Source organism: Variovorax boronicumulans (assembly GCF_009811375.1).
Classification (GTDB): domain Bacteria; phylum Pseudomonadota; class Gammaproteobacteria; order Burkholderiales; family Burkholderiaceae_C; genus Variovorax; species Variovorax boronicumulans.
Window position 1 is genome coordinate 1 of sequence record NZ_BKDH01000007.1, and the last position, 20,086, is coordinate 20,086.

Below are 20,086 nucleotides of genomic sequence, written 5' to 3' on the forward strand. Positions count from 1 at the left end.
AACGTCAGCATCACCGTGAAGCTGATCAACCCGATCGCGATGGAAGAAGGCCTGCGCTTCGCCATCCGTGAAGGCGGCCGTACCGTGGGTTCGGGCGTCGTGGCCAAGATCCTCGACATCTAAGCCGGACGCAAAGGAATCACCATGGCTACCAAGCAAAAGATCCGCATCCGCCTGAAGGCATTCGACTACAAGCTGATCGACCAGTCGGCCGCTGAAATCGTGGACACCGCCAAGCGCACCGGCGCGATCGTCAAGGGCCCGGTGCCCCTGCCGACCCGCATGAAGCGTTTCGACATCCTGCGTTCGCCGCACGTCAACAAGACGTCGCGCGACCAGCTGGAAATCCGTACGCACCAGCGCCTGATGGACATCGTCGACCCCACCGACAAGACCGTGGACGCGCTGATGAAGCTCGACCTGCCGGCCGGCGTCGACGTCGAGATCAAGCTGCAGTAATTCGACCTCGCGTCGCATTCCGAGCACAGCCCGCCTGCAGAAATGCAGGCGGGCTTTTTTGTGCTTCACGTTTGTTTCTCAAGTGTGGCATCCTCGCGCACCGGCCTGCGGGACGCAGTGCGCCGGGGCTGAAACGAGGGCAGCACACGTGATGAGCCAGAAGTTCTCTTTTGCATTCGGTGCGGCGTGCATCGCGGCGGCATTGCTGGCAGGTTGCGGTGGGGGAGGTGGTGGTGGCGGAGGCGGCGGTGGGTTTCCCATCGGCCTGCCGATCGTGCTGAACCCGGTCACCCTGAGCGGGAAAGCCACTTACGACTCGGTGCCGAACAACAGCGGGCCCCTCCTGTACGCGAACACCACAGCCAAGCCCGTGCGCGGCGCCACGGTAGAGGTGCTCGATGCCACCACATCGGCGCAGCTCGCGTTGACCACCACGGATGACGGTGGCAATTACGCGGTCTCGGTGCCGGCGAACACGAACATCACCGTGCGCGTCCGGGCCCAGCTGACCCGGACTGGCCCGGGGGCGACCTGGGATGTCACGGTGCGCGACAACACGCGCAGCGATGCGCTGTACTCGATGCAGTCGGCGAGCTTTTCTTCGGGAAGCGTGGCATTGACGCGCGACCTGCGTGCGGACAGCGGCTGGGATGGTTCGCGCTACAGCGGGACGCGGGTCGCGGCGCCGTTCGCCGTGCTCGATACGGTCTACACCTCCATGCAGAAGGTGCTGTCGGTGGCGCCGGCTTCGGCGTTTCCTTCGTTGAAGGTTTTCTGGAGCGTCAACAACGCGCCGTCGGACGGAATCAATCTTTCGGCGGGGCAGATTGGCACGACCTTCTTCTTCAACAGCGGAAGCAACGGTCGGCAGATCTACGTGCTGGGCAAGGAGGATGTGGACACCGACGAGTTCGATGCGCCGGTGATCGCGCACGAATGGGGGCACTACTACCAATCGGCCTTCAGTCGAGATGACTCGATCGGAGGCGGGCATTCGATGGACGATCGTCTCGATCGGCGACTTGCTTTCTCCGAGGGTTGGGGTAATGCGTGGTCAGGCATTGCCCTGGAGCGAAGCAACTATGTCGACTCAAAGCTGCCGCAGCAAAGGGGGGGCAGCCCGTTGGATCTCTCGCGTGGTCCTACAAGCAATCCCGGCTGGTCCCGCGAGTCATCTGTCCAGGCCATCCTGTGGAACCTCAACCGGCAGGCCGGCTTCAAGCCCATCCACGACACCTTGACCGGCTTCCAGTTCCGAAGCGGCGCGCCGGTCACGTCGATTCACGCTTTCGCCGCCGCGTTCAATGCGACGTCGCCTGGCAACGCCTCGGCGCTGAACAGCCTGCTGACCGCGCAGAACATCACCTCCAGCGATGCATTCGGTGCGGGCGAATCGAACGACGGCGGGTTGCCCAGCGTGCCCGGCGTGCTGCCGATGTACCGGGCCTTGGCTGTTGGTGCGGTGGTCAACAACGTCTGTGTCTCCAGCGTGGCGGGCACGGGCAACAAGCTCGGCAACATTGCCTACCTGCGTTTCACCGCGCCGGCGAACCGGGACTACCAGGTCACGGTCGGGAACGCCGCGGTGCCGGACTTCGACGTCTTCCGGGGTGGAGAGATCGCCCGATCGGGCAGCCGGGTCAGCCTGAGCGCGGGTGAGTACGTTCTGGCGGTGCGGGATGCCGCAATGACGAGCTCCTCTGCTACGCCGGTGTGCCTCACCGTGCTCGTTCAATAAGGAAGGGAAGGCTCGCGATGATCCTGAACACTCGCCTCTCTCTGGCTGCCGCACTGACGGCGGGACTTGCACTGTCCGCGCTCTCGGCCTGCGCCCTGGCTGACGGGATGCCGCCGACGCGCACCACCGCGAAGTTGTCGCCTGCAGGCCTGAAGGGCTCCGCCACCCCCTGGGTGACCGCATCGAGAAAACCCAATGACTCCGGCGTCAAGCTGCAGTACCGGCTGGACGGCGCGCCTCAGGCCGGCAAGCCGACGGTCGTCGTTCTTCAGTTCGACGGCGTCAGCGACCCCGCGGGCGCCAGCGTGACGCTGACGGTCGATGCGGGCTTGACGCTGTCCGGCAGCGCGTCGCTGAGCCTGCCGCCGGGACAGCGCTCCGACACTTCCGTCACGGTGATCAGCCAGGGTGACGGTCTGGCCTACCTGAATGTGTTCATCAAGCAGGCTGGTCGGACCAGTGCCATTTCCATCCCGATCCAGACCGGCGCGGCGGCGCCCGCCATGAAGGCCAACGGCGAGATCAAGTCGCTGCCAGGCGGCGACAACATCATCTCGCTGCCCGCGAAATAGGCCCGAAAGCCACCCGAAACGGGGCCGGAAGCCCCTGAATCCGGACCGGAAAGGGCCACTTGCGCCCCGGTTCGACTGCGGGCTATAATCTCTGGCTCTGCCCTTGTTGCGTCCGTTCGGTCGCCGTTCTGGCAGAGATTTATCAACCTTCTCTCGCAGGCCGGGAAACCAGCCAAACGCTGTCGCCAATTGAAGTGGCAGCGGCGAAGGAAGTCTTCCATTTTTGGAGAAAACAAATGAGTCTGAGCAACTCCCTCGGGTTGCTGGGCCGCAAGGTGGGGATGATGCGTCTCTTCACCGATGACGGGGACGCAGTTCCTGTCACGGTGGTGGATGTGTCCAACAACCGTGTGACCCAGATCAAGTCCCAAGAGACCGATGGCTACGTCGCCCTGCAGGTGACGTTCGGTTCGCGCAAAGCATCGCGCGTGACCAAGCCCCAAGCCGGCCACCTTGCCAAGGCAGGTGTCGAAGCTGGTGAAATCATCCAGGAATTCCGCGTCACCGCCGATACCGCAGGTCAGCACAAGGCTGGCGGCGTGATCGCGGCAAGCAGCGTGTTCTCCGTGGGCCAGAAGGTGGACGTGCAAGGCACGACCATCGGCAAGGGCTACGCCGGCACGATCAAGCGTCACAACATGAGCTCGCAGCGCGCGTCGCACGGTAACAGCCGTTCGCACAACGTGCCCGGCTCGATCGGCATGGCACAAGACCCCGGTCGCGTGTTCCCCGGCAAGCGCATGACGGGCCACCTCGGCGACGTCACCCGCACGACGCAAAACCTCGACGTGTTCCGCATCGACGAAGCACGTCAGCTGCTGCTCATCAAGGGCGCGATCCCGGGTTCGAAGGGTGGCTTCGTCACCGTGCGTCCCGCCATCAAGGCCAAGCCGCAAGCGGCTGAAGGAGCGAAGTAATGCAACTCGAACTCCTGAACGAACAAGGCCAGGCCGCGTCGAAGTACGACGCCCCCGAGACCGTGTTCGGCCGTGACTACAACGAAGACCTGGTCCACCAGATCGTCGTTGCATTCCAGGCCAACGCCCGTCAAGGCACGCGCGCCCAGAAGGACCGCGAACAGGTCAAGCACTCGACCAAGAAGCCTTTCAAGCAAAAGGGAACGGGCCGCGCCCGCGCCGGTATGACGTCCTCGCCCCTGTGGCGCGGAGGCGGCCGGATCTTCCCGAACATGCCTGACGAAAACTTCTCGCAGAAGATCAACAAGAAGATGTACCGCGCCGGCATGGCCTCCATCTTCTCGCAGCTCGCTCGCGAAGGCCGTCTGGCCGTGGTCGATTCGCTGACCGTGGATTCGCCCAAGACGAAGCCGCTGGCAGCCCGTTTCAAGGCAATGAATCTCGAGTCCGTGCTCGTGATCGCCGAAGAAGTCGACGAAAACCTGTACCTTGCCTCGCGCAATCTGGTCAACATCCTCGTGGTCGAACCCCGTTACGCCGATCCGGTGTCGCTGGTTCACTACAAGAAGGTGCTGGTCACCAAGGGTGCCGTCGACAAGCTCAAGGAGATGTTCGCATGAGCCGCGTGAACCCCACCCCTGCACAACGTAAGTTCGACGAAGGCCGTCTCATGAACGTGCTGGTCGCACCGATCGTGTCCGAAAAGGCCACGATGGTCGGCGAGAAGTCGAACGCTGTCACTTTCAAGGTGCTGCAAGACGCCACCAAGCCCGAGATCAAGGCCGCTGTTGAACTGATGTTCAAGGTCGAAGTCCAGGGTGTGTCGGTGCTCAACACCAAGGGCAAGACCAAGCGCTTTGGCAAGTCCATCGGCCGCCGCGACAACGTGCGCAAGGCTTATGTGACGCTGAAGGCCGGTCAAGAGCTCAACCTCGTCGGGGAAGGCGCTTAATCATGGCCGTCATCAAGATGAAACCCACTTCGCCGGGCCAACGCGGCGCGGTGAAGATTTCGCGTGACCACCTGCACAAGGGTGCGCCTCACGCAGCCCTGCTGGAACCCCAGTTCCAGAAGGCCGGCCGTAACAACAACGGTCACATCACGATCCGCCATCGTGGCGGTGGTGCCAAGCACCACTACCGCATTGTCGACTTCGTGCGCAACAAGGACGGCATCCCGGCCAAGGTCGAACGCATCGAGTACGACCCGAACCGCACCGCCCACATCGCTCTGGTCTGCTACGCCGACGGCGAGCGCCGCTACATCATCGCCCCGCGCGGTCTGGAAGCCGGTGCAACCCTGATGTCGGGCGCCGAAGCCCCGATCCGCGCCGGCAACACCCTGCCGATCCGCAACATCCCCGTGGGTTCGACGATCCACTGCATCGAACTGCAACCCGGCAAGGGCGCGCAGATCGCACGTTCGGCCGGTACCTCGGCCACGCTGCTGGCCCGTGAAGGCGTCTACGCCCAGGTCCGCATGCGTTCGGGCGAAGTCCGTCGCATTCACATCGAATGCCGCGCGACCATCGGTGAAGTGGCCAACGAAGAACACAGCCTGCGCCAGCTCGGCAAGGCCGGTGTGAAGCGTCACATGGGTATTCGCCCGACCGTTCGCGGCGTGGTGATGAACCCGGTCGACCACCCGCACGGTGGTGGCGAAGGCAAGACTGGCGAAGGCCGCCATCCTGTCGACCCGTGGGGCAATCTGACCAAGGGCTATCGCACCCGTAACAACAAGCGCACGCAGGTCTTCATCGTGTCGCGTCGCAAGAAGTAAGGGATAGCCAATGACTCGCTCTCTCAAAAAGGGTCCTTTCGTCGACCACCACCTCGTGGCCAAGGCCGACAAGGCCGTGACGAACAAGGACAAGAAGCCGATCAAGACCTGGTCGCGCCGCTCGATGGTTCTGCCCGAGTTCATCGGTCTGACCATCGCTGTGCACAACGGCAAGCAACACGTGCCCGTGTACATCACCGACCAGATGGTCGGCCACAAGCTCGGCGAATTTGCGCTCACGCGCACGTTCAAGGGGCACCCCGCGGACAAAAAAGTCCAGAAGAAGTAAGGAACGACCATGTCTGAAACACGTGCAGTCCTCCGCGGTGTCCGCCTGTCGGTCGACAAGGGCCGTCTGGTCGCGGACCTGATCCGCGGCAAGAAGGTCGATCAAGCGCTCAACGTTCTGCAATTCACGCAGAAGAAGGCCGCTGTGATCATCAAGAAGGTGCTCGAGTCGGCGATTGCCAACGCCGAGCACAACGACGGTGCCGACATCGACGAGCTGAAGGTCAAGACCATCTACGTCGAGCAAGGTGCAACGCTCAAGCGCTTCACGGCGCGCGCCAAGGGTCGCGGCAATCGCATCAGCAAGCCCACGTGCCATGTGTACGTGACGGTTGGCAACTAAGAAGGCCTGGAAGAAATATGGGACAGAAAATCCACCCAACCGGGTTCCGCCTTGCGGTCACCCGTAACTGGTCCAGCCGTTGGTACGCAAGCGACCGCGATTTCGCGGGCATGCTGGCCGAAGACATCAAGGTTCGCGAATACCTGAAGAAGAAGCTGAAGAACGCTTCGGTGTCGCGCGTCATGATCGAGCGTCCCGCCAAGAACGCACGCATCACGATCTACTCGGCTCGTCCGGGCGTCGTGATCGGCAAGAAGGGCGAAGACATCGAGAACCTCAAGCGCGAACTGGGCAAGCAGCTCGGCGTGCCGGTTGCGGTCAACATCGAAGAAGTGCGCAAGCCCGAAATCGATGCGCAGCTGATCGCCGACAGCATCACGCAGCAGCTCGAAAAGCGGATCATGTTCCGCCGCGCCATGAAGCGCGCCATGCAGAACGCCATGCGTCTGGGTGCCCTGGGCATCAAGATCATGTCGGCTGGCCGCCTAAACGGCATCGAAATCGCACGTACCGAGTGGTACCGCGAAGGCCGCGTGCCGCTTCACACCCTGCGCGCCGACATCGACTACGGCACCTCGGAAGCCAAGACCACCTACGGCGTCATCGGCGTCAAGGTCTGGGTCTACAAGGGCGACACGCTGGGTCGCAACGACCTGCCGGCCGTCGAAACGCCGCGTCCGGACGAAGAGCGCCGCCCGCGTGGTCCCCGCCGTGATGGTCGCCCTGGCGACCGTCCGGGTGGCGACCGTCGTGGTCCCGGCCCCCGTGCCGGTGCCCGTGGTCCGATCGGTGGCAACACCGCTCCGGCCGATGGCAGCGACAAGCCCGCAGAAGCAACCGGCGGTGCCGGTGCAGACTCGAAACCCGCCGTTAAGCGCGTCCGCAAAGCCGCGCCCGCTGCAGCAGCGGACGGTGCCAAGACCGAGTAATCGGTCGCTCCCGGGCACGCAAGTGCCTGGGGCCCTCACGGAGTAACAAAACATGCTGCAACCTGCACGCAGAAAGTTCCGCAAGGAACAAAAGGGCCGCAACACCGGCATCGCAACCACGGGTAACTCGGTTGCGTTCGGTGACTTCGGTCTCAAATGCACCGACCGCGGTCGCCTCACGGCGCGCCAGATCGAAGCCGCTCGTCGCGCGATTTCGCGTCACGTGAAGCGCGGTGGCCGTATCTGGATCCGCGTGTTCCCGGACAAGCCGATCTCTACCAAGCCCGCTGAAGTGCGGATGGGTAACGGTAAGGGCAACCCCGAGTACTACGTCGCTGAAATCCAGCCTGGCAAGATCGTGTTCGAGATCGTCGGCGTGCCCGAAGAACTCGCCCGCGAAGCGTTCCGCCTGGCCGCCGCCAAGCTTCCGCTGCGCACGACGTTCGTCGCTCGCCAGCTCGGCGCCTGAGAGGAGAACATCCATGGCAACACGTAAGAAGAAAGAAACCGCGGCTTCGGCCAAGGTGACGAAGGCCGCAACCCTGCGCACGAAGGACGTCGCAGGCCTGCAAGCCGAAATCAAGGATCTGCAGAAGGCCCACTTCGGCCTGCGCATGCAGAAGGCCACGCAACAGCTGTCGAACACCACGACGCTGCGCGTGACGCGTCGCGACATCGCTCGCGCCAAGACCATTCTTGCTCAGAAAGAGCAAGAGACCCAAGCCGCCAAGTAAGGAGTGAACATGACGGAAGCTAAAAAATCCCTCAAGCGCACCTTGATCGGCAAGGTGGTCAGCGACAAGCGTGCCAAGACCGTGACCGTGCTGGTCGAGCGCCGTGTGAAGCACGAGCTCTACGGCAAGATCGTGGCCAAGACGAGCAAGTACCACGCCCATGACGAAAAGGGCGAGTACCACCTCGGCGACACCATCGAGATCACGGAAAGCCGCCCGATCTCGAAGACCAAGAACTGGGTCGTGACCCGTCTGGTCGAGAAGGCCGTCCTGGTCTGATCAGGCACTCGGTCGCCCTCGAGGCAACCCATCCGGAAACGGCCCACAATGTGGGCCGTTTTCTTTTTCAGGAGCAATTCACATGATCAAAGTCGGCGACACCCTTCCTTCGGCCACCCTGCAGGAATATTCCGAAGTGGAGGGCGAGGGCTGCAGCATCGGCCCGAACCCGGTCGACGTGACCAAGGCCACCGCGGGCAAGACCATCGCGCTGTTCGCATTGCCGGGCGCCTTCACGCCCACCTGCTCGGCCAAGCATGTGCCGGGCTACGTGCAGCACTTCGACGACTTCAAGGCCGCCGGTGTGGACGAGATCTGGTGCGTGAGCGTGAACGACGCGTTCGTGATGGGCGCCTGGGCGCGCGACCAGAAGACCGGCGCCAAGGTGCGCATGCTGGCCGACGGCAGCGCGGACTTCGCGAAGGCCACCGGCCTCACGCTCGACCTGACCGGCCGCGGCATGGGCCTGCGCAGCAACCGCTACTCGATGCTCGTGAAGGACGGCAAGGTCGCGACGCTGAACGTCGAAGGCCCGGGCAAGTTCGAAGTGAGCGACGCCGACACGCTTCTCGCACAAGCCCGCGGCTGAACCCGGATCTTTCGTGGGGGCCGCCGCGCACGGCCGCCCGAAGCGGCCGGCCCGCCCCCGGTAGGGGGTTGGAGAAGCGACACGAAGTGCGCGCAGCCTGGGGGCGAGCCTAGAGCTCTACTTTGAGGTAGTGAGCCCCGGCGACGGGGTTGTGATAGTAGGGCGGCACCTCCGCGAAGCCCAGGTCTTCGTAGAGGGCGCGCGCCGACTCCATGTCGTCGAGGGTGTCGAGCAGCACGCAGGCATAGCCTGCGCTGCGGGCCGCATCGAGGATGGCCTCGGCCAGCTGCCGGCCGAGCCCGAGCCCCCGGAACCCGGGGCGCACATACAGCCGTTTCATTTCCGCCGCGTTCGCGTAGTCCGTGCTGTCGATCGGGCGCAGCGCGCAGCAGCCCGCCACGTGGGCGATCGTGCCGTCGGCGCGCTTCAGCGTGGGCGCGGCGCGGCCGGCGTCTTCGTTCACGTGGGCGGGATCGACCAGCGCCAGCAGCAAGGTGCCGCGCGGCTCGGCGTACTCGCCGGGCAGTCCGGCCAGCTCGCCGTCGAAGTCCTGGAAGTCGAGGTCGATGGCCAGCGAGCCCGCGTAGTCGCGGAAGATGGCGCGCACGGCGTCGACTTCGTGCGGTTCGTCGGGCGTGAGCAGCACCACAGCCGGTGTGTCCGACAGCGGCAGCGGGCGGGAGACGGAAAAGCCGCTCATACGCGCAACGAAGCCACCCAGAACGCCACGCCCGCGCACAGCGCGAACAGCACCAGCGCCAGCGTACGCGACACCGCATCGTCGCGGCTCGGTGCCACGCCGTTGCCATTGCCGTTCCCGTTGGAGGCCGCGCCCGCGACCACCAGCTTGTCGCCCGACAGCATCGGCCCGACCAGCCGGTGCCGCTTGACCAGCACATAGAACAGCACCGCCAGCACATGCAGGCTCACCAGGGCGATCACGATCCACTTGCCCTGCGCCTTGTGCCAGCCCGTCGCCAGGCTCACCATCGCGCCCGACACGAAGCGGGTCAGCGGCCCGGAGGCGGAAATCTCGTCGTCGGCCATCAGCCCGGTGGCGACCTGCAGGATCAACAGCGCCAGCACCGCGAACACCGACAGCGCGCCCAGCGGCGTGTGGCCGATCAGGTGGTCGGGGTGCGACTTGCCGCGCAGGTAGGCAATGACCGAACCCGGCGCATAGATGAAGGCCGCGAAGCGCGACCAGCGCCCCCCCACGACCCCCCAGATCAGCCGGAACAGCAGCAGCGCCAGCACGGTGTAGCCGAGGCGGAAATGCCATTCCATGATGCCGTTCAGGCCCGTCACGATCAGGCCGATCACGGCGAAGGCGAGCGCCCAGTGAAAGAGGCGGGTCGGCAGGTCCCAGACGCGTGTGCGGGCCACCGAAAGGGTGTCGGTCATCGAAAAAGGCGCCGGGGCGCGAGGCTGCGGAAGGCGCAGATTAGCAAAGTCCGGCCCGGTCCTTCCACCGGGTTGTTGCTATGCGCCCGACACGGGCAGCCCCTACACTGCCTGCAGCACCGCGTTCGACGGTGCCCAAACCCCCACACAAGGACCCACGATGACCCGTTTTGCTTCGTTCGCCCTTGCAGCCGCCTGCGCTGCGATGTCCCTGCCCGCCGCGGCACAGTTTGCCAAGCCCGAAGATGCCATCAAGTACCGCCAGAGCGCGCTGTTCGTGATGGCCCAGCACTTCGGCCGCCTCGGCGCCATGGCCAACGGCCGGGCGCCCTACGACGCTGCCGCCGCTGCCGCCAACGCCGAGATCGTCGCCGACATGGCCAAGCTGCCCTGGGCCGGCTTCGGCGCCGGTACCGAAGGCGGCAAGGCCAAGCCCGAAGTCTGGAAGGAAGCCGCGAAGTTCAAGGAACACCAGGACAAGGTGATCGCCGAGACCGGCAAGCTGGTGGTTGCCGCCAAGGCCGGCAACATCGACGCCCTCAAGGCCCAGTTCGGCCCGACCGGCGCGAGCTGCAAGGCCTGCCACGACAGCTTCCGCAACCAGTAAGCCGCGGGCTTTCGCAATGAAAAAGGCGCTCCGCAAGGAGCGCCTTTTTCGTTCCAGGGATACCGCGGAACCGGCTTTGCCGGGCCGCTGGTATCGCCCCCGGTAGGGGGTTCGAAGTGCGCGCAGCCTGGGGGCGAGTCAAGCTTCCGCCAGGAGCTTTTCGATCAGCTTGTGCAGCTCGGCAAAGTCGGGCTCGCCCACGTAGCGCTTCACGATCTCGCCCTTCTTGTTGACGATGAAGGTGGTCGGCGTGAGCTTCACGTCGCCCCAGGCCTGCGCCACGCTGCCGGTGTTGTCGATCGCCACCTTGAACGGCAGCTTGCGGGTTTCGGCGAAGTTGACGACGTAGCTCGGCGGGTCGTAGCTCATGGCCACCGCCAGCGTGTCGTAGCCCTTGGCCTTGTACTTGTCGTAGGTCGAGATCACCTTGGGCATCTCGGCCACGCAGGTCACGCAGCTCGTGGCCCAGAAGTTGACCAGCGTGACCTTGCCCTTCAGGTCGGCCGTGCTCTTGGTGGTGCCGTCGAGCAGCACGAAGGTCGAGGCCGGAGCGGCCGTGCTGCCCGAACCGAGATACACGCCCACGCCGGCGGCCAGGGCGATCACGACGGCGGCGGCAGCGATGTATTTTTTCATGGGCACCTGAATGAGAGAGGCGGCGCGATTTTAGTTCCGCGTGCCGGAACGCGCCGGCGCACGCGCTTCATTCCCCGAAGGCCGCTCGATAATCGTCCTCCGATGCCCTCGCTTCCTTCCCCCTCCTGGCCCGTGCTGGCCCTGGCCGCCGCGCTGGGCGCCTGCAGCCCCACCTTCAACTGGCGCGAAGTGCCGATCGCCGACGCCGGCCTGGTCGCGCTGCTGCCCTGCAAGGCCGACCGCGCCCAGCGCGCGGTGCCGCTGGGTGCCGAGTCGGTGCAGGTCGACATGACCGGCTGCGAAGCCGGCGGCGCGACCTTCGCCGTGGCCCATGCCGCCGCGACCAGCCCGGCGCAGGCCGAGGCCTGGCTCACGGCCTGGCGCACGGCCACGCACGGCCAGCTGGGCGTCGCGCAGGTGATCCAGGGGCCGGCCACCTTGCCGCGCGCCACGGCCGTTCCCGCACCGTGGCGGCTCGACGGGCAATCGGCGCAGCAGGGCGTGGCGCCGGTCCAGGTGCTCTGGTTCGCGCAGTCGCAGAAAGACGGCAGCGTGTCGCTCTACCAGGCCACCGTGCTCGGCCGCCCGTCCTCGCCCGAGGCGACCAAGACCTTCTTCGAGGGCCTGCGCCTGCCATGAGCGAGGGCCGGCCGGCGGGCCGCGATGCGCGGGCCAGCTATCGTTTTCATAGCTGTTGCCGCCGCGCGAATCGACCCCCCGGTCACGCGCCCGCCATGGCCGCCTTCCCCGGCTGCCGCGTTGTGTCCTCGATGTCTCTACTTCCTTTGGGCGCCCCCGCATAATCGACGCGTCGTCCTCCGAGCCGCATGAACAGCATCCTCATCATTGCCCACTCCCCGTTCGCACAGGCGCTGCGGCAGTGCGCGCTGCATGTGTTCCCCGACTGCGAACAGGCGGTCGTGGCCCTCGACGTGCTGCCCAACGTGTCGCCCGAGGAAACGCTGGCCGCCGCGCGCATCACGCTCGCGCAGCAGTTGCATGCCCCGCGCTCGCAGGTGCTGGTGCTGGCCGACGTGTTCGGCGCCACGCCCTGCAACGTCGCGCAGAAGCTGGTGGACGGCGTGCGCTCGCGGCTCGTGGCCGGTGTCAACCTGCCGATGCTGCTGCGCGCCGTCACCTACCGCCACGAACCGCTCGACACCCTGGTGCAGCGGGCCCTCGCGGGCGGCACCGCCGGCGTGATGCAGGTGGCGGTGGCGGCTCCCCAGAACCAGGCGAAAAGAAAGCACAGTGATCAAGAAATCCGTGACCATCAGCAATAAGCTGGGCCTGCACGCACGCGCGTCGGCCAAGCTGACCAAGCTCGCCGGCAGCTTCCCCTGCGAGGTGTGGCTGTCGCGCGGCGACCGCCGCATCAACGCCAAGAGCATCATGGGCGTCATGATGCTGGCCGCCGGCCTCGGCGTGACCGTCGAGCTCGAAACCAACGGCCCGCAGGAAGATGAAGCCATGAACGCCATCGTCCAACTGATGGACGACAAGTTCGGCGAAGGCGAATAAGGACCCGCGCATGACCTTCGCAGTCCACGGTCTCCCGGTCGCCCGTGGCATTGCCATCGGCCGCGCGGTGCTGGTGGTGTCCAGCCGCATCGACGTGGCGCACTACTTCATCAAGCCCGAGGAGATCGAGACCGAGATCGACCGCGTGCGCACCGCGCGCAACGCGGTGGCCGACGAGCTCACCAAGCTGCAGGCCAGCGTGGCGCAGATGGGCCCCAACGACGCGCCGCACGAGCTCGCGGCGCTGCTCGAGGTGCACCAGATGCTGCTGCAGGACGACGTGCTCAGCGGCGGCGTGAAGCACTGGATCAGCGAGCGGCTGTACAACGCCGAATGGGCGCTGACCACGCAGCTCGAGATCATCGCGCGCCAGTTCGACGAGATGGAGGACCCGTACCTGCGCGAGCGCAAGGCCGACCTCGAGCAGGTGGTCGAGCGCATGCTGCATCGCATGAAGGGCACGGCTGCCGTGCTCGCTCCGAGCCCGCCGCGGCGCAAGCGCGCCGCCGCCGCGCACGACGACGAAGACGACGACCCCACCGCGGGCGACGGCTTCGACGTGCCGCTGGTGCTCATCGCGCACGACCTCTCGCCGGCCGACATGCTGCAGTTCAAGAAGAGCGTGTTCGCGGGCTTCGTGACCGACGTGGGCGGGCGCACCTCGCACACCGCCATCGTCGCGCGCAGCATGGACATCCCGGCCATCGTCGGCGCGCGTTCCGCGAGCCAGCTGGTGCGCCAGGACGACTGGGTGATCATCGACGGCGAGGCTGGCGTGATGATCGTCGACCCGTCGCCGATCATCCTGGCCGAGTACGGTTTCAAGCAGCGCCAGGGCGACCTCGAGCGCGGGCGGCTCGCGCGGCTGCGCCACAAGCCCGCCGTCACGCTCGACGGCCAGCGCGTCGACCTGCTGGCCAACATCGAGATGCCCGAGGACACGGCCGGCGCCGTCAAGGCCGGCGCCGTGGGCGTGGGCCTCTTTCGCAGCGAATTTCTCTTCATGGGCCGCGAGAACTCGGCGCGCCAGACGCGCCTGCCCGACGAAGAAGAGCAGTACCAGGCCTACAAGCGCGCGGTTGAGGGCATGCAGGGCATGCCCGTCACCATCCGCACCATCGACGTGGGCGCCGACAAGCCGCTGGACGGCAAGTCGGGCAGCAAGCAGGAACACCTGAACCCCGCGCTCGGCCTGCGCGCCATCCGCTGGAGCCTGGCCGATCCGGCGATGTTCCTCACGCAGCTGCGCGCCATCCTGCGCGCGGCGGCGCACGGCGAGATCCACCTGCTCATTCCGATGCTCGCGCACGCCAGCGAGATCCGCCAGACGCTGTCGCTCATCGACTTCGCGCGCGCCGAACTCGACAACCGCGGCGCGGTGTACGGCCCGGTCAAGCTCGGCGCCATGATCGAGATCCCGGCCGCCGCGCTCACGCTCAAGACCTTCCTGAAGCACTTCGACTTCCTGTCGATCGGCACCAACGACCTGATCCAGTACACGCTGGCCATCGACCGTGCCGACGAGGCCGTCGCCCACCTCTACGACCCCGCGCACCCCGCGGTGCTCAAGCTCGTGGCCGACACCATCACCGAGTGCCGCCGCCAGGGCAAGGGCGTGTCGGTGTGCGGCGAGATGGCGGGCGATGTCGCGTTCACGCGCCTGCTGCTGGGCCTGGGCCTGCGCAGCTTCTCCATGCACCCCTCGCGCATCCTGGCCGTGAAGCAGGAAGTGCTGCGCGCCGACACCGGCAAGCTCGAACCCTGGGCGCAGGGCGTGCTCGACGCGGACGATCCCGCCGCAGCACTCGCGGGCTGAGCCCGCGCTTTCGCATACCTTTGTCTTCGTGATGCACCGTGAAAACGGTGGGTTGCGGGCCGGACGAAACAAACCGAAATATGGCGATACGGCGGTGAAAGGACTCGCCGCGCCTTGACGCGCACCATCAGGTCTCCTCTTCCAACCCCTGAAAGAAAGGCCTGCATCATGATCGTCAAGTCGTCCTTCTCCCTCGCGCAGCTCGTCGCTGTCGGTTCCTTCGCCATGCTCGCCGCCGCCGGCGCCAAGGCTGAAAGCTACGAGGGCGTCCACGCGCCCGTGTCGGCCATGAGCCGCGCCGATGTCAACGCTGAAGCCGTGCGCGCCGCCGCCGCCCCCGACCAGAACGTCGTGCGCGGTTCGCGTGGCCCCGAGACCGTGGCCGTGTCGACCGACCGCGCCCGCGTCATCGCCGAAGCCGTGCGCACCGCCGCCGCACCCGACCAGAACGTGACCTCCGGCTCGCGCGTGAACAGCAAGGTCATCTCGACGATGCAGAACCCCGTCGACGCGCGTGCCGCCGCCGCGCGCGACAGCGGCAATCGCCTCTGAGCCACTACGGCGCATGCGTCGCCGCCGTCGCCACGTTCATCACTGAAGCAGCCCCGCGCAGGGGCGCATGAAGGAGCACCCCATGAAGCACTGGATCAAACGAACCCTGTTCGGATTCGCCGGCCTGGCCGTCGTCGCCGGCAGCATCGCCGGCTGTGCCGGCCATCGCCACGGCTGGGGCGGCGACAGCGCCGAGTTCCGCGCCAAGATGGTCGAGCGCGTCGGCAGCAAGCTCGAGCTCGACGCCGCGCAGAAGCAGAAGCTCACCGTGCTGGCCGAGAAGCTGCAGGCGCAGCGCCAGGCGATGCGCGGTGCGGGCGGCTCGGGCGATCCGCGCTCGCAGTTCAAGGCCCTGTTCGCGGGCAACACGCTCGACCAGGCCGGCGCCGCGCGCCTGATCGAAGAGAAGACCGCCGTGGTGCGCACCGGCAGCCCCGAGGTCATCGCCGCCGCGGCCGATTTCTTCGACCACCTGAACCCCGCCCAGCAACAGAAGGTGCGTGACTTCATGGACCGCGGTGGCCGCCGCTGGAACCGTCATGGCTGAAATGGGCTCGCCCCCGGGCTGGGGGCGCTTCGTGTCGCTGCATCGACCCGCTCTGCGGGCGCCGCAGCAGCACGTGGGTTCCGCGGCGTCTCGCGAACTGGCGGTAGTGCCGGCCGTGGACGGCGTGCGCACCGTGCTGCGCTTCGAAGGCGCGGTGGTGCTCGCGGTGGCGCTGGTCGGCTATGCCCAGTTCGGCATGGGCTGGGGCGTGTTCGCGCTCTGGCTGTTCGCGCCCGACCTTTCGCTGCTCGGCTACCTCGCGGGGCCGCGCGTCGGCGCGGCGCTGTACAACGCGGCGCACGCGCTGATCGGGCCGGTGCTGCTGCTGGCGCTCGGCGTGTTCGCGGCGCAGCCGTGGGCGGTGGCCGGCGGCCTGATCTGGCTGGCCCGCGTCGGGCTCGACCATGCGCTGGGCTTCGGCCTGAAGTACGCGACCGGTTTTGCGTCCACCCACCTCGGCCGCATCGGCCGCGCCGATCCGTGGTGAGTGCCGTGGCCCGTTCGCGTCCCTCGATACGCCCCGCGCTCGCGCGCACCGTGATGCTGGGCGAGGCGTTCACGCTCGCCGCCGCGTCGGCGGTGCACGGCGGCTGGCTCGGGGCCGGCCACGCGCATCCGCAGGCGCGCACCGCCGAGGCCGTGATCGCCACCGTGCTGGTGCTCGCGGCGCTCGAAACCTGGCGCCGCCCCGCGCATGCCCGCACGGCGGCGATCGCCGGACAGGGCTTTGCCCTGCTGGGCACGCTGGTCGGCCTGGGCACCATCGTCGCGGGCATCGGCCCGCGCACGGTGCCCGACGTGGTCTACCACGTGCTCTTGCTCGCCGGCCTCAGCGCCGGCTTGGTCTGGACGGTGCGATGCCGGCCGGATTGATTGCAAGCCTTGCCATTCGCGCTCTCTTTGCCAGGAGGCACAATCCCGCCATGCCGCGCATCCTGCTGATCGACGACGACGAACACCTCGCCGCGCCGCTGACCACCTACTTCGCACGTTTCGGCTGCACGCTCGACAGCGCCAAGCGCCCGAGCGAGGGCATTGCCAAGCTGCGCGCCGGGCACTACGACGCGGCCATCCTCGACGTCATGCTGCCCGAGATGGACGGCTTCGAACTGTGCCGCGAGATCCGCAAGGAAAGCGACATCCCCATCGTGATGCTCACCGCGCGCGGCGAGGTGATGGACCGCGTGGTCGGCCTCGAACTCGGCGCCGACGACTACGTGCCCAAGCCCTTCGAGCCGCGCGAACTGGTGGCGCGCGTGCAGACCATCCTGCGCCGCCAGCGCAGCGCGCCGGCTGCTGTTGCCGCCAATGCGCAACTGCGCGTGTTCGACGGCCTGTCGATCGACCTCGACCGGCGCCAGGTGTTGCGCCACGGCGAGCGCGTGGAACTCACCGGCACCGAGTTCGACCTGCTCGCGCTGCTGGCCGGCGAGCCGGGCAAGGTGTTCAGCCGCGACGACATCCTCAACCGACTGCGCGGCCACGAGGCCGAGCTCTTCACGCGCGCGGTCGACATCGTGGTGAGCCGGCTGCGCAAGAAGCTCGAGCCGCTCGACTGCATCAAGACGCTGCGCAACGCCGGCTACGCGCTGGCCGTGGCGCCGGGCGAGCCTTCTTCATGAGATTTCCCCGCAGGCGTGCAGGCGCCGTGCCCGCCGACAACGAAGGCCTGTGCCCCGGCAAGGAGCGCCGCCGGCACTGGCACGCGCGCATGCACGCGCACATGCAGCAGCGCTGGCGCAGCTCGGTGCGCGTGCGCATCGTGATGATGTTCGTGGTGCTCGCGCTCGTGATGGCGGCGGTGTTCGTGGGCGGCATGAAGCGGTCGTTCTCCAGCACCTGGGCCGAGGCTGCGCAGCCGATGCTGATGGACTACGCCGACCGCCTCGTCGCAGAACTCGGCACGCCGCCCGACACGGTGCGCGCGCAGGCGCTGGTCGACCGGCTCCCGATCACGATCCGCATCACCGGGCCCAGCGTGAATTGGGAGTCGAACCCCGGCAACGACATGCACGCGCGCGGCGGCTGGTTCTACGACCGCGACCGCGAGGAGTCGATGTTCTCCACCGAGCGCTGGTTCGTGCGCCCCACGGCCGACGGGCACAAGGTCATCTTCGGCTGGGCGCCCCGGCTGTGGCAGCTCGCGCCGCGCGCGGCGGGCTGGACCACGCTGTGCGTGCTGCTGCTGCTCGTGGTTGTGGCCTACGCGCTGGTGAGCCGGCTGCTGCGTCCGCTGATCGACATCCGCGAGGGCGCGCAGCGCTTCGGCCGCGGCGAGTTCACGCAGCCCATTCCGATCCGCCGCAACGACGACCTGGGCGACCTCGCGCAGCGCGTCAACACCATGGCCAGCGACATCCAGGCCATGCTCGATGCCAAGCGCGGCCTGCTGCTGGCGCTGAGCCACGAGCTGCGCTCGCCGCTCACGCGGGCCCGGCTCAACGCCGAGCTGCTGCCCGCCACGCCCGAAGGCGAGGCCGAGCGCGAGGCGTTGCTGCGCGACCTCAACGAGATGCGCGACCTGATCAGCGACCTGCTCGAGAGCGAACGCCTCGCGAGTCCGCATGCCGCGCTGCAGCGCGAGCCGGTCGACCTGGCCGCGCTGGTGCGCGAGATCGTGGCCGAGATGCCCGGCGCGCAGGCGGTGCAGCTCGACCTCGCGGACGGCTTGGCGCCGCAGCCCGTCGACCGCATGCGCGTGCGCCTGATGGTGCGTAACCTGCTGGACAACGCGCTGCGCTACAGCGCCGGCGCGCCGCAGCCGCCGACCGTGAGCTTGCGCGCACCGGCCGACGGCGGTGCCGAGCTGGAAGTGCGCGACTTCGGTCCCGGCGTGGACGACGCGCAGCTCGAACGCCTGACCGAGCCCTTCTATCGCACCGACGGCGCGCGGGCGCGCGCCACCGGTGGTGTCGGCCTCGGCATGTACCTGTGCCGGCTCATCGCCGAAGCCCACGGCGGCCGGCTCACGGTGCGCAACGCGCACCCCGGCCTGCAGATCAGCGTGCGGTTCGGCTGAGGCGTGTGGTGGCCGATGCGTCGGCGGACCATCCCCCGCCGAGCGCGTGGTACAGCGCCACGCTCGCCTGCAACCGCGCCTGCAGCAACTGCGCGCGTGCGTCCTGCGCGGCGAACAGCGTGCGTTGCGCATCGAGCAGCGTGAGCAAGGTCTCGGCGCCCGCGCGGTAGCGCGACTCGGCGAGCGTGCGCGCGCGTTCGGCCTGTGTCAGTTCCTCGTCCTGCGCGGCGCGCTGCGTGTCGAACGCGGCCACGGCCTCGAGCGCGGTCAGCGCGTCGGTGAAGGCGGCCACGGTGGCGGCGCGGTAGTTCGCGAGCAACTCTTCGCGCCGTGCGGCCGACAGGTCGCGCGCCGCGGCGCGCCGGCCGCCGTCGAAGACCGGCGCCGCGAGCGCCGCGGCCAGGCTGTACACCGGGTGGTCGAACAGCGTGCCGAAACGCGGGCCCGCAGCCGCGAGGCCGGCGCTCAGCGTGAGCGTGGGGAACATCGCCGCGCGCGCCGCCGCCACGTCGGCATCGGCCGCGGCCAGTGCGGCCTCGGCGCGTGCGATGTCGGGCCGGCGCGCGAGCAGGTCGGCCGGCAGGCTGGCGTCGACCGCGGGCAGCGTGAGCTGCTGCAGGCTGGTGGCCGTGATCCGCACCTCGCTGCCGGCTTGGCCGAGCCAGCGCGCCATGCGGATGTCCGCCGCGCGCGACTGCTGGTGCAGCGTGGCGGCCGTGCGCCGCTGCGACGCGACGATGCCGCGCTGCTGTGCAAGCTCGAGCGGCGAGGCCGCGCCCGCGCGCGCACGGGCCTCGACCAGCTGCAGCAGCCGTTCGGCATCGTCCAGGCTGCGGCGTGCGATGGCCGTGCGCTCACGCAGGCCCAGCGCTTCGAGCCAGGCCGCGCCCGCGCCCGCGCGCAGCGCGAGCCGCACCGCGTCGCGGTCGAAGGCACTGGCGCGTCGCGAGGCGCCGGTGCTGTCGCGCTGTGCGCGCAGGCGGCCCCACAGGTCGACCTCGTAACGCGCATCGAGCCCGAGCGCGCGCCGGTTGCCGCTCACGTTCGCATCGCCGCCGAGCCGGCCCTGCCGTTGCACGTCGGCGGTGGCCGACAACTCGGGCCAGGCCGAGGCGCCGGTGATGCGCTCCTGCGCCTCGGCCTGGCGCAGACGCGCTTCGGCGGCATCGCCGTCGGGGTTGCCGGCATCGACCGCGGCGACGAAGGCCGGCAGCTCGGTGCTGCCGAAGCCGCCCCACCACGGGTCTGCGACGGGGGCTGCAGTGGCGGGCGCATCGGCCGATGGCGTCGCGCAGCCCGCGAGCAGCAACAGCGCCGCCAGGGCCAGCGCGGCGGGAGAGAAGAAAAGGCGCGTCAT

At 67.6% G+C, this 20,086-nt stretch carries 30 protein-coding genes; 26 read left to right on the plus strand and 4 right to left on the minus strand.

Features of this window, described 5'->3' with window-relative positions; genetic code table 11:
* The 15 genes from VHAB30_RS30045 to VHAB30_RS30115 all read left to right on the plus strand — a co-directional run.
* A partial coding sequence (locus VHAB30_RS30045; protein ID WP_455342413.1) for an EF-Tu C-terminal domain-related protein occupies positions 1–123 on the plus strand: 123 nt, incomplete at its 5' end.
* 21 nt (positions 124–144) lie between these two features.
* Entirely contained in the window at positions 145–459 is a 315-nt protein-coding gene (gene rpsJ, locus VHAB30_RS30050) for a 30S ribosomal protein S10 (RefSeq protein ID WP_007838118.1), read from the plus strand.
* Between the two features lie 151 nt (positions 460–610).
* On the plus strand, positions 611–2,197 hold the full coding sequence (locus VHAB30_RS30055; RefSeq protein ID WP_159279622.1) for a hypothetical protein: 1,587 nt from the start codon (positions 611–613) through the stop codon (positions 2,195–2,197).
* 17 nt (positions 2,198–2,214) lie between these two features.
* The gene (locus VHAB30_RS30060) at positions 2,215–2,769 is read left to right on the plus strand and encodes a hypothetical protein (protein WP_159279623.1); all 555 of its coding nucleotides are present in this window, start codon (positions 2,215–2,217) and stop codon (positions 2,767–2,769) included.
* A gap of 236 nt (positions 2,770–3,005) precedes the next feature.
* Positions 3,006–3,686, plus strand: coding sequence for a 50S ribosomal protein L3 (gene rplC / locus VHAB30_RS30065; protein ID WP_062478866.1), 681 nt, complete (start codon positions 3,006–3,008; stop codon positions 3,684–3,686).
* Positions 3,686–4,306, plus strand: coding sequence for a 50S ribosomal protein L4 (gene rplD, locus VHAB30_RS30070; RefSeq protein ID WP_062478869.1), 621 nt, complete (start codon positions 3,686–3,688; stop codon positions 4,304–4,306). Before rplC ends, rplD begins: the two co-directional genes overlap by 1 nt.
* On the plus strand, positions 4,303–4,638 hold the full coding sequence (gene rplW, locus VHAB30_RS30075; RefSeq protein WP_056576559.1) for a 50S ribosomal protein L23: 336 nt from the start codon (positions 4,303–4,305) through the stop codon (positions 4,636–4,638). The genes rplD and rplW overlap by 4 nt, the downstream gene beginning before the upstream one ends.
* 2 nt (positions 4,639–4,640) lie before the next feature.
* Positions 4,641–5,465, plus strand: a complete 825-nt coding sequence (gene rplB, locus VHAB30_RS30080; RefSeq protein ID WP_056576555.1) for a 50S ribosomal protein L2 — start codon at positions 4,641–4,643, stop codon at positions 5,463–5,465.
* 10 nt (positions 5,466–5,475) lie between these two features.
* Positions 5,476–5,754 (plus strand): 30S ribosomal protein S19, encoded by a 279-nt coding sequence (gene rpsS, locus VHAB30_RS30085; protein ID WP_062478874.1) that lies wholly within the window; start codon positions 5,476–5,478, stop codon positions 5,752–5,754.
* A 9-nt stretch (positions 5,755–5,763) separates the two neighbouring features.
* Positions 5,764–6,096 (plus strand): 50S ribosomal protein L22, encoded by a 333-nt coding sequence (gene rplV / locus VHAB30_RS30090; protein ID WP_007838134.1) that lies wholly within the window; start codon positions 5,764–5,766, stop codon positions 6,094–6,096.
* A 17-nt stretch (positions 6,097–6,113) separates the two neighbouring features.
* Complete coding sequence (gene rpsC / locus VHAB30_RS30095; RefSeq protein ID WP_062478877.1) at positions 6,114–7,025, plus strand: 30S ribosomal protein S3; 912 nt, start codon at positions 6,114–6,116, stop codon at positions 7,023–7,025.
* Between the two features lie 52 nt (positions 7,026–7,077).
* Complete coding sequence (gene rplP / locus VHAB30_RS30100) at positions 7,078–7,494, plus strand: 50S ribosomal protein L16 (protein ID WP_007838137.1); 417 nt, start codon at positions 7,078–7,080, stop codon at positions 7,492–7,494.
* Between the two features lie 55 nt (positions 7,495–7,549).
* On the plus strand, positions 7,550–7,759 hold the full coding sequence (gene rpmC / locus VHAB30_RS30105; RefSeq protein ID WP_056577224.1) for a 50S ribosomal protein L29: 210 nt from the start codon (positions 7,550–7,552) through the stop codon (positions 7,757–7,759).
* A 9-nt stretch (positions 7,760–7,768) separates the two neighbouring features.
* On the plus strand, positions 7,769–8,038 hold the full coding sequence (rpsQ, locus tag VHAB30_RS30110) for a 30S ribosomal protein S17 (protein ID WP_062478880.1): 270 nt from the start codon (positions 7,769–7,771) through the stop codon (positions 8,036–8,038).
* Between the two features lie 82 nt (positions 8,039–8,120).
* Positions 8,121–8,627, plus strand: coding sequence for a peroxiredoxin (locus VHAB30_RS30115; protein WP_070061892.1), 507 nt, complete (start codon positions 8,121–8,123; stop codon positions 8,625–8,627).
* Between the two features lie 109 nt (positions 8,628–8,736).
* Here VHAB30_RS30115 and VHAB30_RS30120 read toward each other — a convergent pair whose 3' ends face one another.
* The gene (locus tag VHAB30_RS30120; RefSeq protein ID WP_159279624.1) at positions 8,737–9,327 is read right to left on the minus strand and encodes a GNAT family N-acetyltransferase; all 591 of its coding nucleotides are present in this window, start codon (positions 9,325–9,327) and stop codon (positions 8,737–8,739) included.
* On the minus strand, positions 9,324–10,031 hold the full coding sequence (locus tag VHAB30_RS30125) for a cytochrome b/b6 domain-containing protein (RefSeq protein WP_062478887.1): 708 nt from the start codon (positions 10,029–10,031) through the stop codon (positions 9,324–9,326). Before VHAB30_RS30125 ends, VHAB30_RS30120 begins: the two co-directional genes overlap by 4 nt.
* Positions 10,032–10,191: 160 nt before the next feature.
* Here VHAB30_RS30125 and VHAB30_RS30130 point away from each other — a divergent pair, with 160 nt between their 5' ends.
* Positions 10,192–10,638, plus strand: coding sequence for a c-type cytochrome (locus tag VHAB30_RS30130; RefSeq protein ID WP_062478890.1), 447 nt, complete (start codon positions 10,192–10,194; stop codon positions 10,636–10,638).
* Between the two features lie 138 nt (positions 10,639–10,776).
* On the opposite strand, the gene VHAB30_RS30135 is transcribed toward VHAB30_RS30130, so the two are convergent.
* Entirely contained in the window at positions 10,777–11,274 is a 498-nt protein-coding gene (locus VHAB30_RS30135) for a TlpA disulfide reductase family protein (protein WP_101493873.1), read from the minus strand.
* 102 nt (positions 11,275–11,376) lie between these two features.
* Here VHAB30_RS30135 and VHAB30_RS30140 point away from each other — a divergent pair, with 102 nt between their 5' ends.
* The 10 genes from VHAB30_RS30140 to VHAB30_RS30185 all read left to right on the plus strand — a co-directional run bounded on the left by VHAB30_RS30140 (position 11,377) and on the right by VHAB30_RS30185 (position 18,729).
* Positions 11,377–11,913, plus strand: a complete 537-nt coding sequence (locus tag VHAB30_RS30140) for a hypothetical protein (RefSeq protein WP_159274724.1) — start codon at positions 11,377–11,379, stop codon at positions 11,911–11,913.
* 188 nt (positions 11,914–12,101) lie between these two features.
* Positions 12,102–12,557, plus strand: coding sequence for a PTS sugar transporter subunit IIA (locus VHAB30_RS30145; RefSeq protein ID WP_062478898.1), 456 nt, complete (start codon positions 12,102–12,104; stop codon positions 12,555–12,557).
* Positions 12,526–12,795, plus strand: a complete 270-nt coding sequence (locus VHAB30_RS30150; RefSeq protein ID WP_062478901.1) for an HPr family phosphocarrier protein — start codon at positions 12,526–12,528, stop codon at positions 12,793–12,795. Before VHAB30_RS30145 ends, VHAB30_RS30150 begins: the two co-directional genes overlap by 32 nt.
* Before the next feature lie 10 nt (positions 12,796–12,805).
* Positions 12,806–14,611 carry a phosphoenolpyruvate--protein phosphotransferase gene (ptsP, locus tag VHAB30_RS30155; RefSeq protein WP_139700413.1) on the plus strand — a complete coding sequence of 602 codons (1,806 nt, stop codon included), beginning with the start codon at positions 12,806–12,808 and terminating at the stop codon, positions 14,609–14,611.
* 168 nt (positions 14,612–14,779) lie between these two features.
* Positions 14,780–15,163 carry a hypothetical protein gene (locus tag VHAB30_RS30160; protein ID WP_062478905.1) on the plus strand — a complete coding sequence of 128 codons (384 nt, stop codon included), beginning with the start codon at positions 14,780–14,782 and terminating at the stop codon, positions 15,161–15,163.
* An 82-nt stretch (positions 15,164–15,245) separates the two neighbouring features.
* On the plus strand, positions 15,246–15,710 hold the full coding sequence (locus VHAB30_RS30165) for a Spy/CpxP family protein refolding chaperone (protein WP_159279625.1): 465 nt from the start codon (positions 15,246–15,248) through the stop codon (positions 15,708–15,710).
* Positions 15,703–16,197: a DUF4260 domain-containing protein gene (locus tag VHAB30_RS30170; protein ID WP_159279626.1), complete on the plus strand. Its 495-nt coding sequence runs from the start codon at positions 15,703–15,705 to the stop codon at positions 16,195–16,197. The genes VHAB30_RS30165 and VHAB30_RS30170 overlap by 8 nt, the downstream gene beginning before the upstream one ends.
* A 5-nt stretch (positions 16,198–16,202) precedes the next feature.
* Positions 16,203–16,583, plus strand: coding sequence for a hypothetical protein (locus VHAB30_RS30175; protein WP_235926967.1), 381 nt, complete (start codon positions 16,203–16,205; stop codon positions 16,581–16,583).
* A gap of 50 nt (positions 16,584–16,633) precedes the next feature.
* Positions 16,634–17,332 carry a response regulator transcription factor gene (locus VHAB30_RS30180; RefSeq protein WP_159279627.1) on the plus strand — a complete coding sequence of 233 codons (699 nt, stop codon included), beginning with the start codon at positions 16,634–16,636 and terminating at the stop codon, positions 17,330–17,332.
* Positions 17,329–18,729, plus strand: a complete 1,401-nt coding sequence (locus VHAB30_RS30185; protein WP_095950133.1) for a sensor histidine kinase — start codon at positions 17,329–17,331, stop codon at positions 18,727–18,729. Before VHAB30_RS30180 ends, VHAB30_RS30185 begins: the two co-directional genes overlap by 4 nt.
* Here the strand turns inward: VHAB30_RS30185 and VHAB30_RS30190 are convergent.
* Complete coding sequence (locus VHAB30_RS30190; protein WP_159279628.1) at positions 18,710–20,086, minus strand: efflux transporter outer membrane subunit; 1,377 nt, start codon at positions 20,084–20,086, stop codon at positions 18,710–18,712. The genes VHAB30_RS30185 and VHAB30_RS30190 overlap by 20 nt on opposite strands.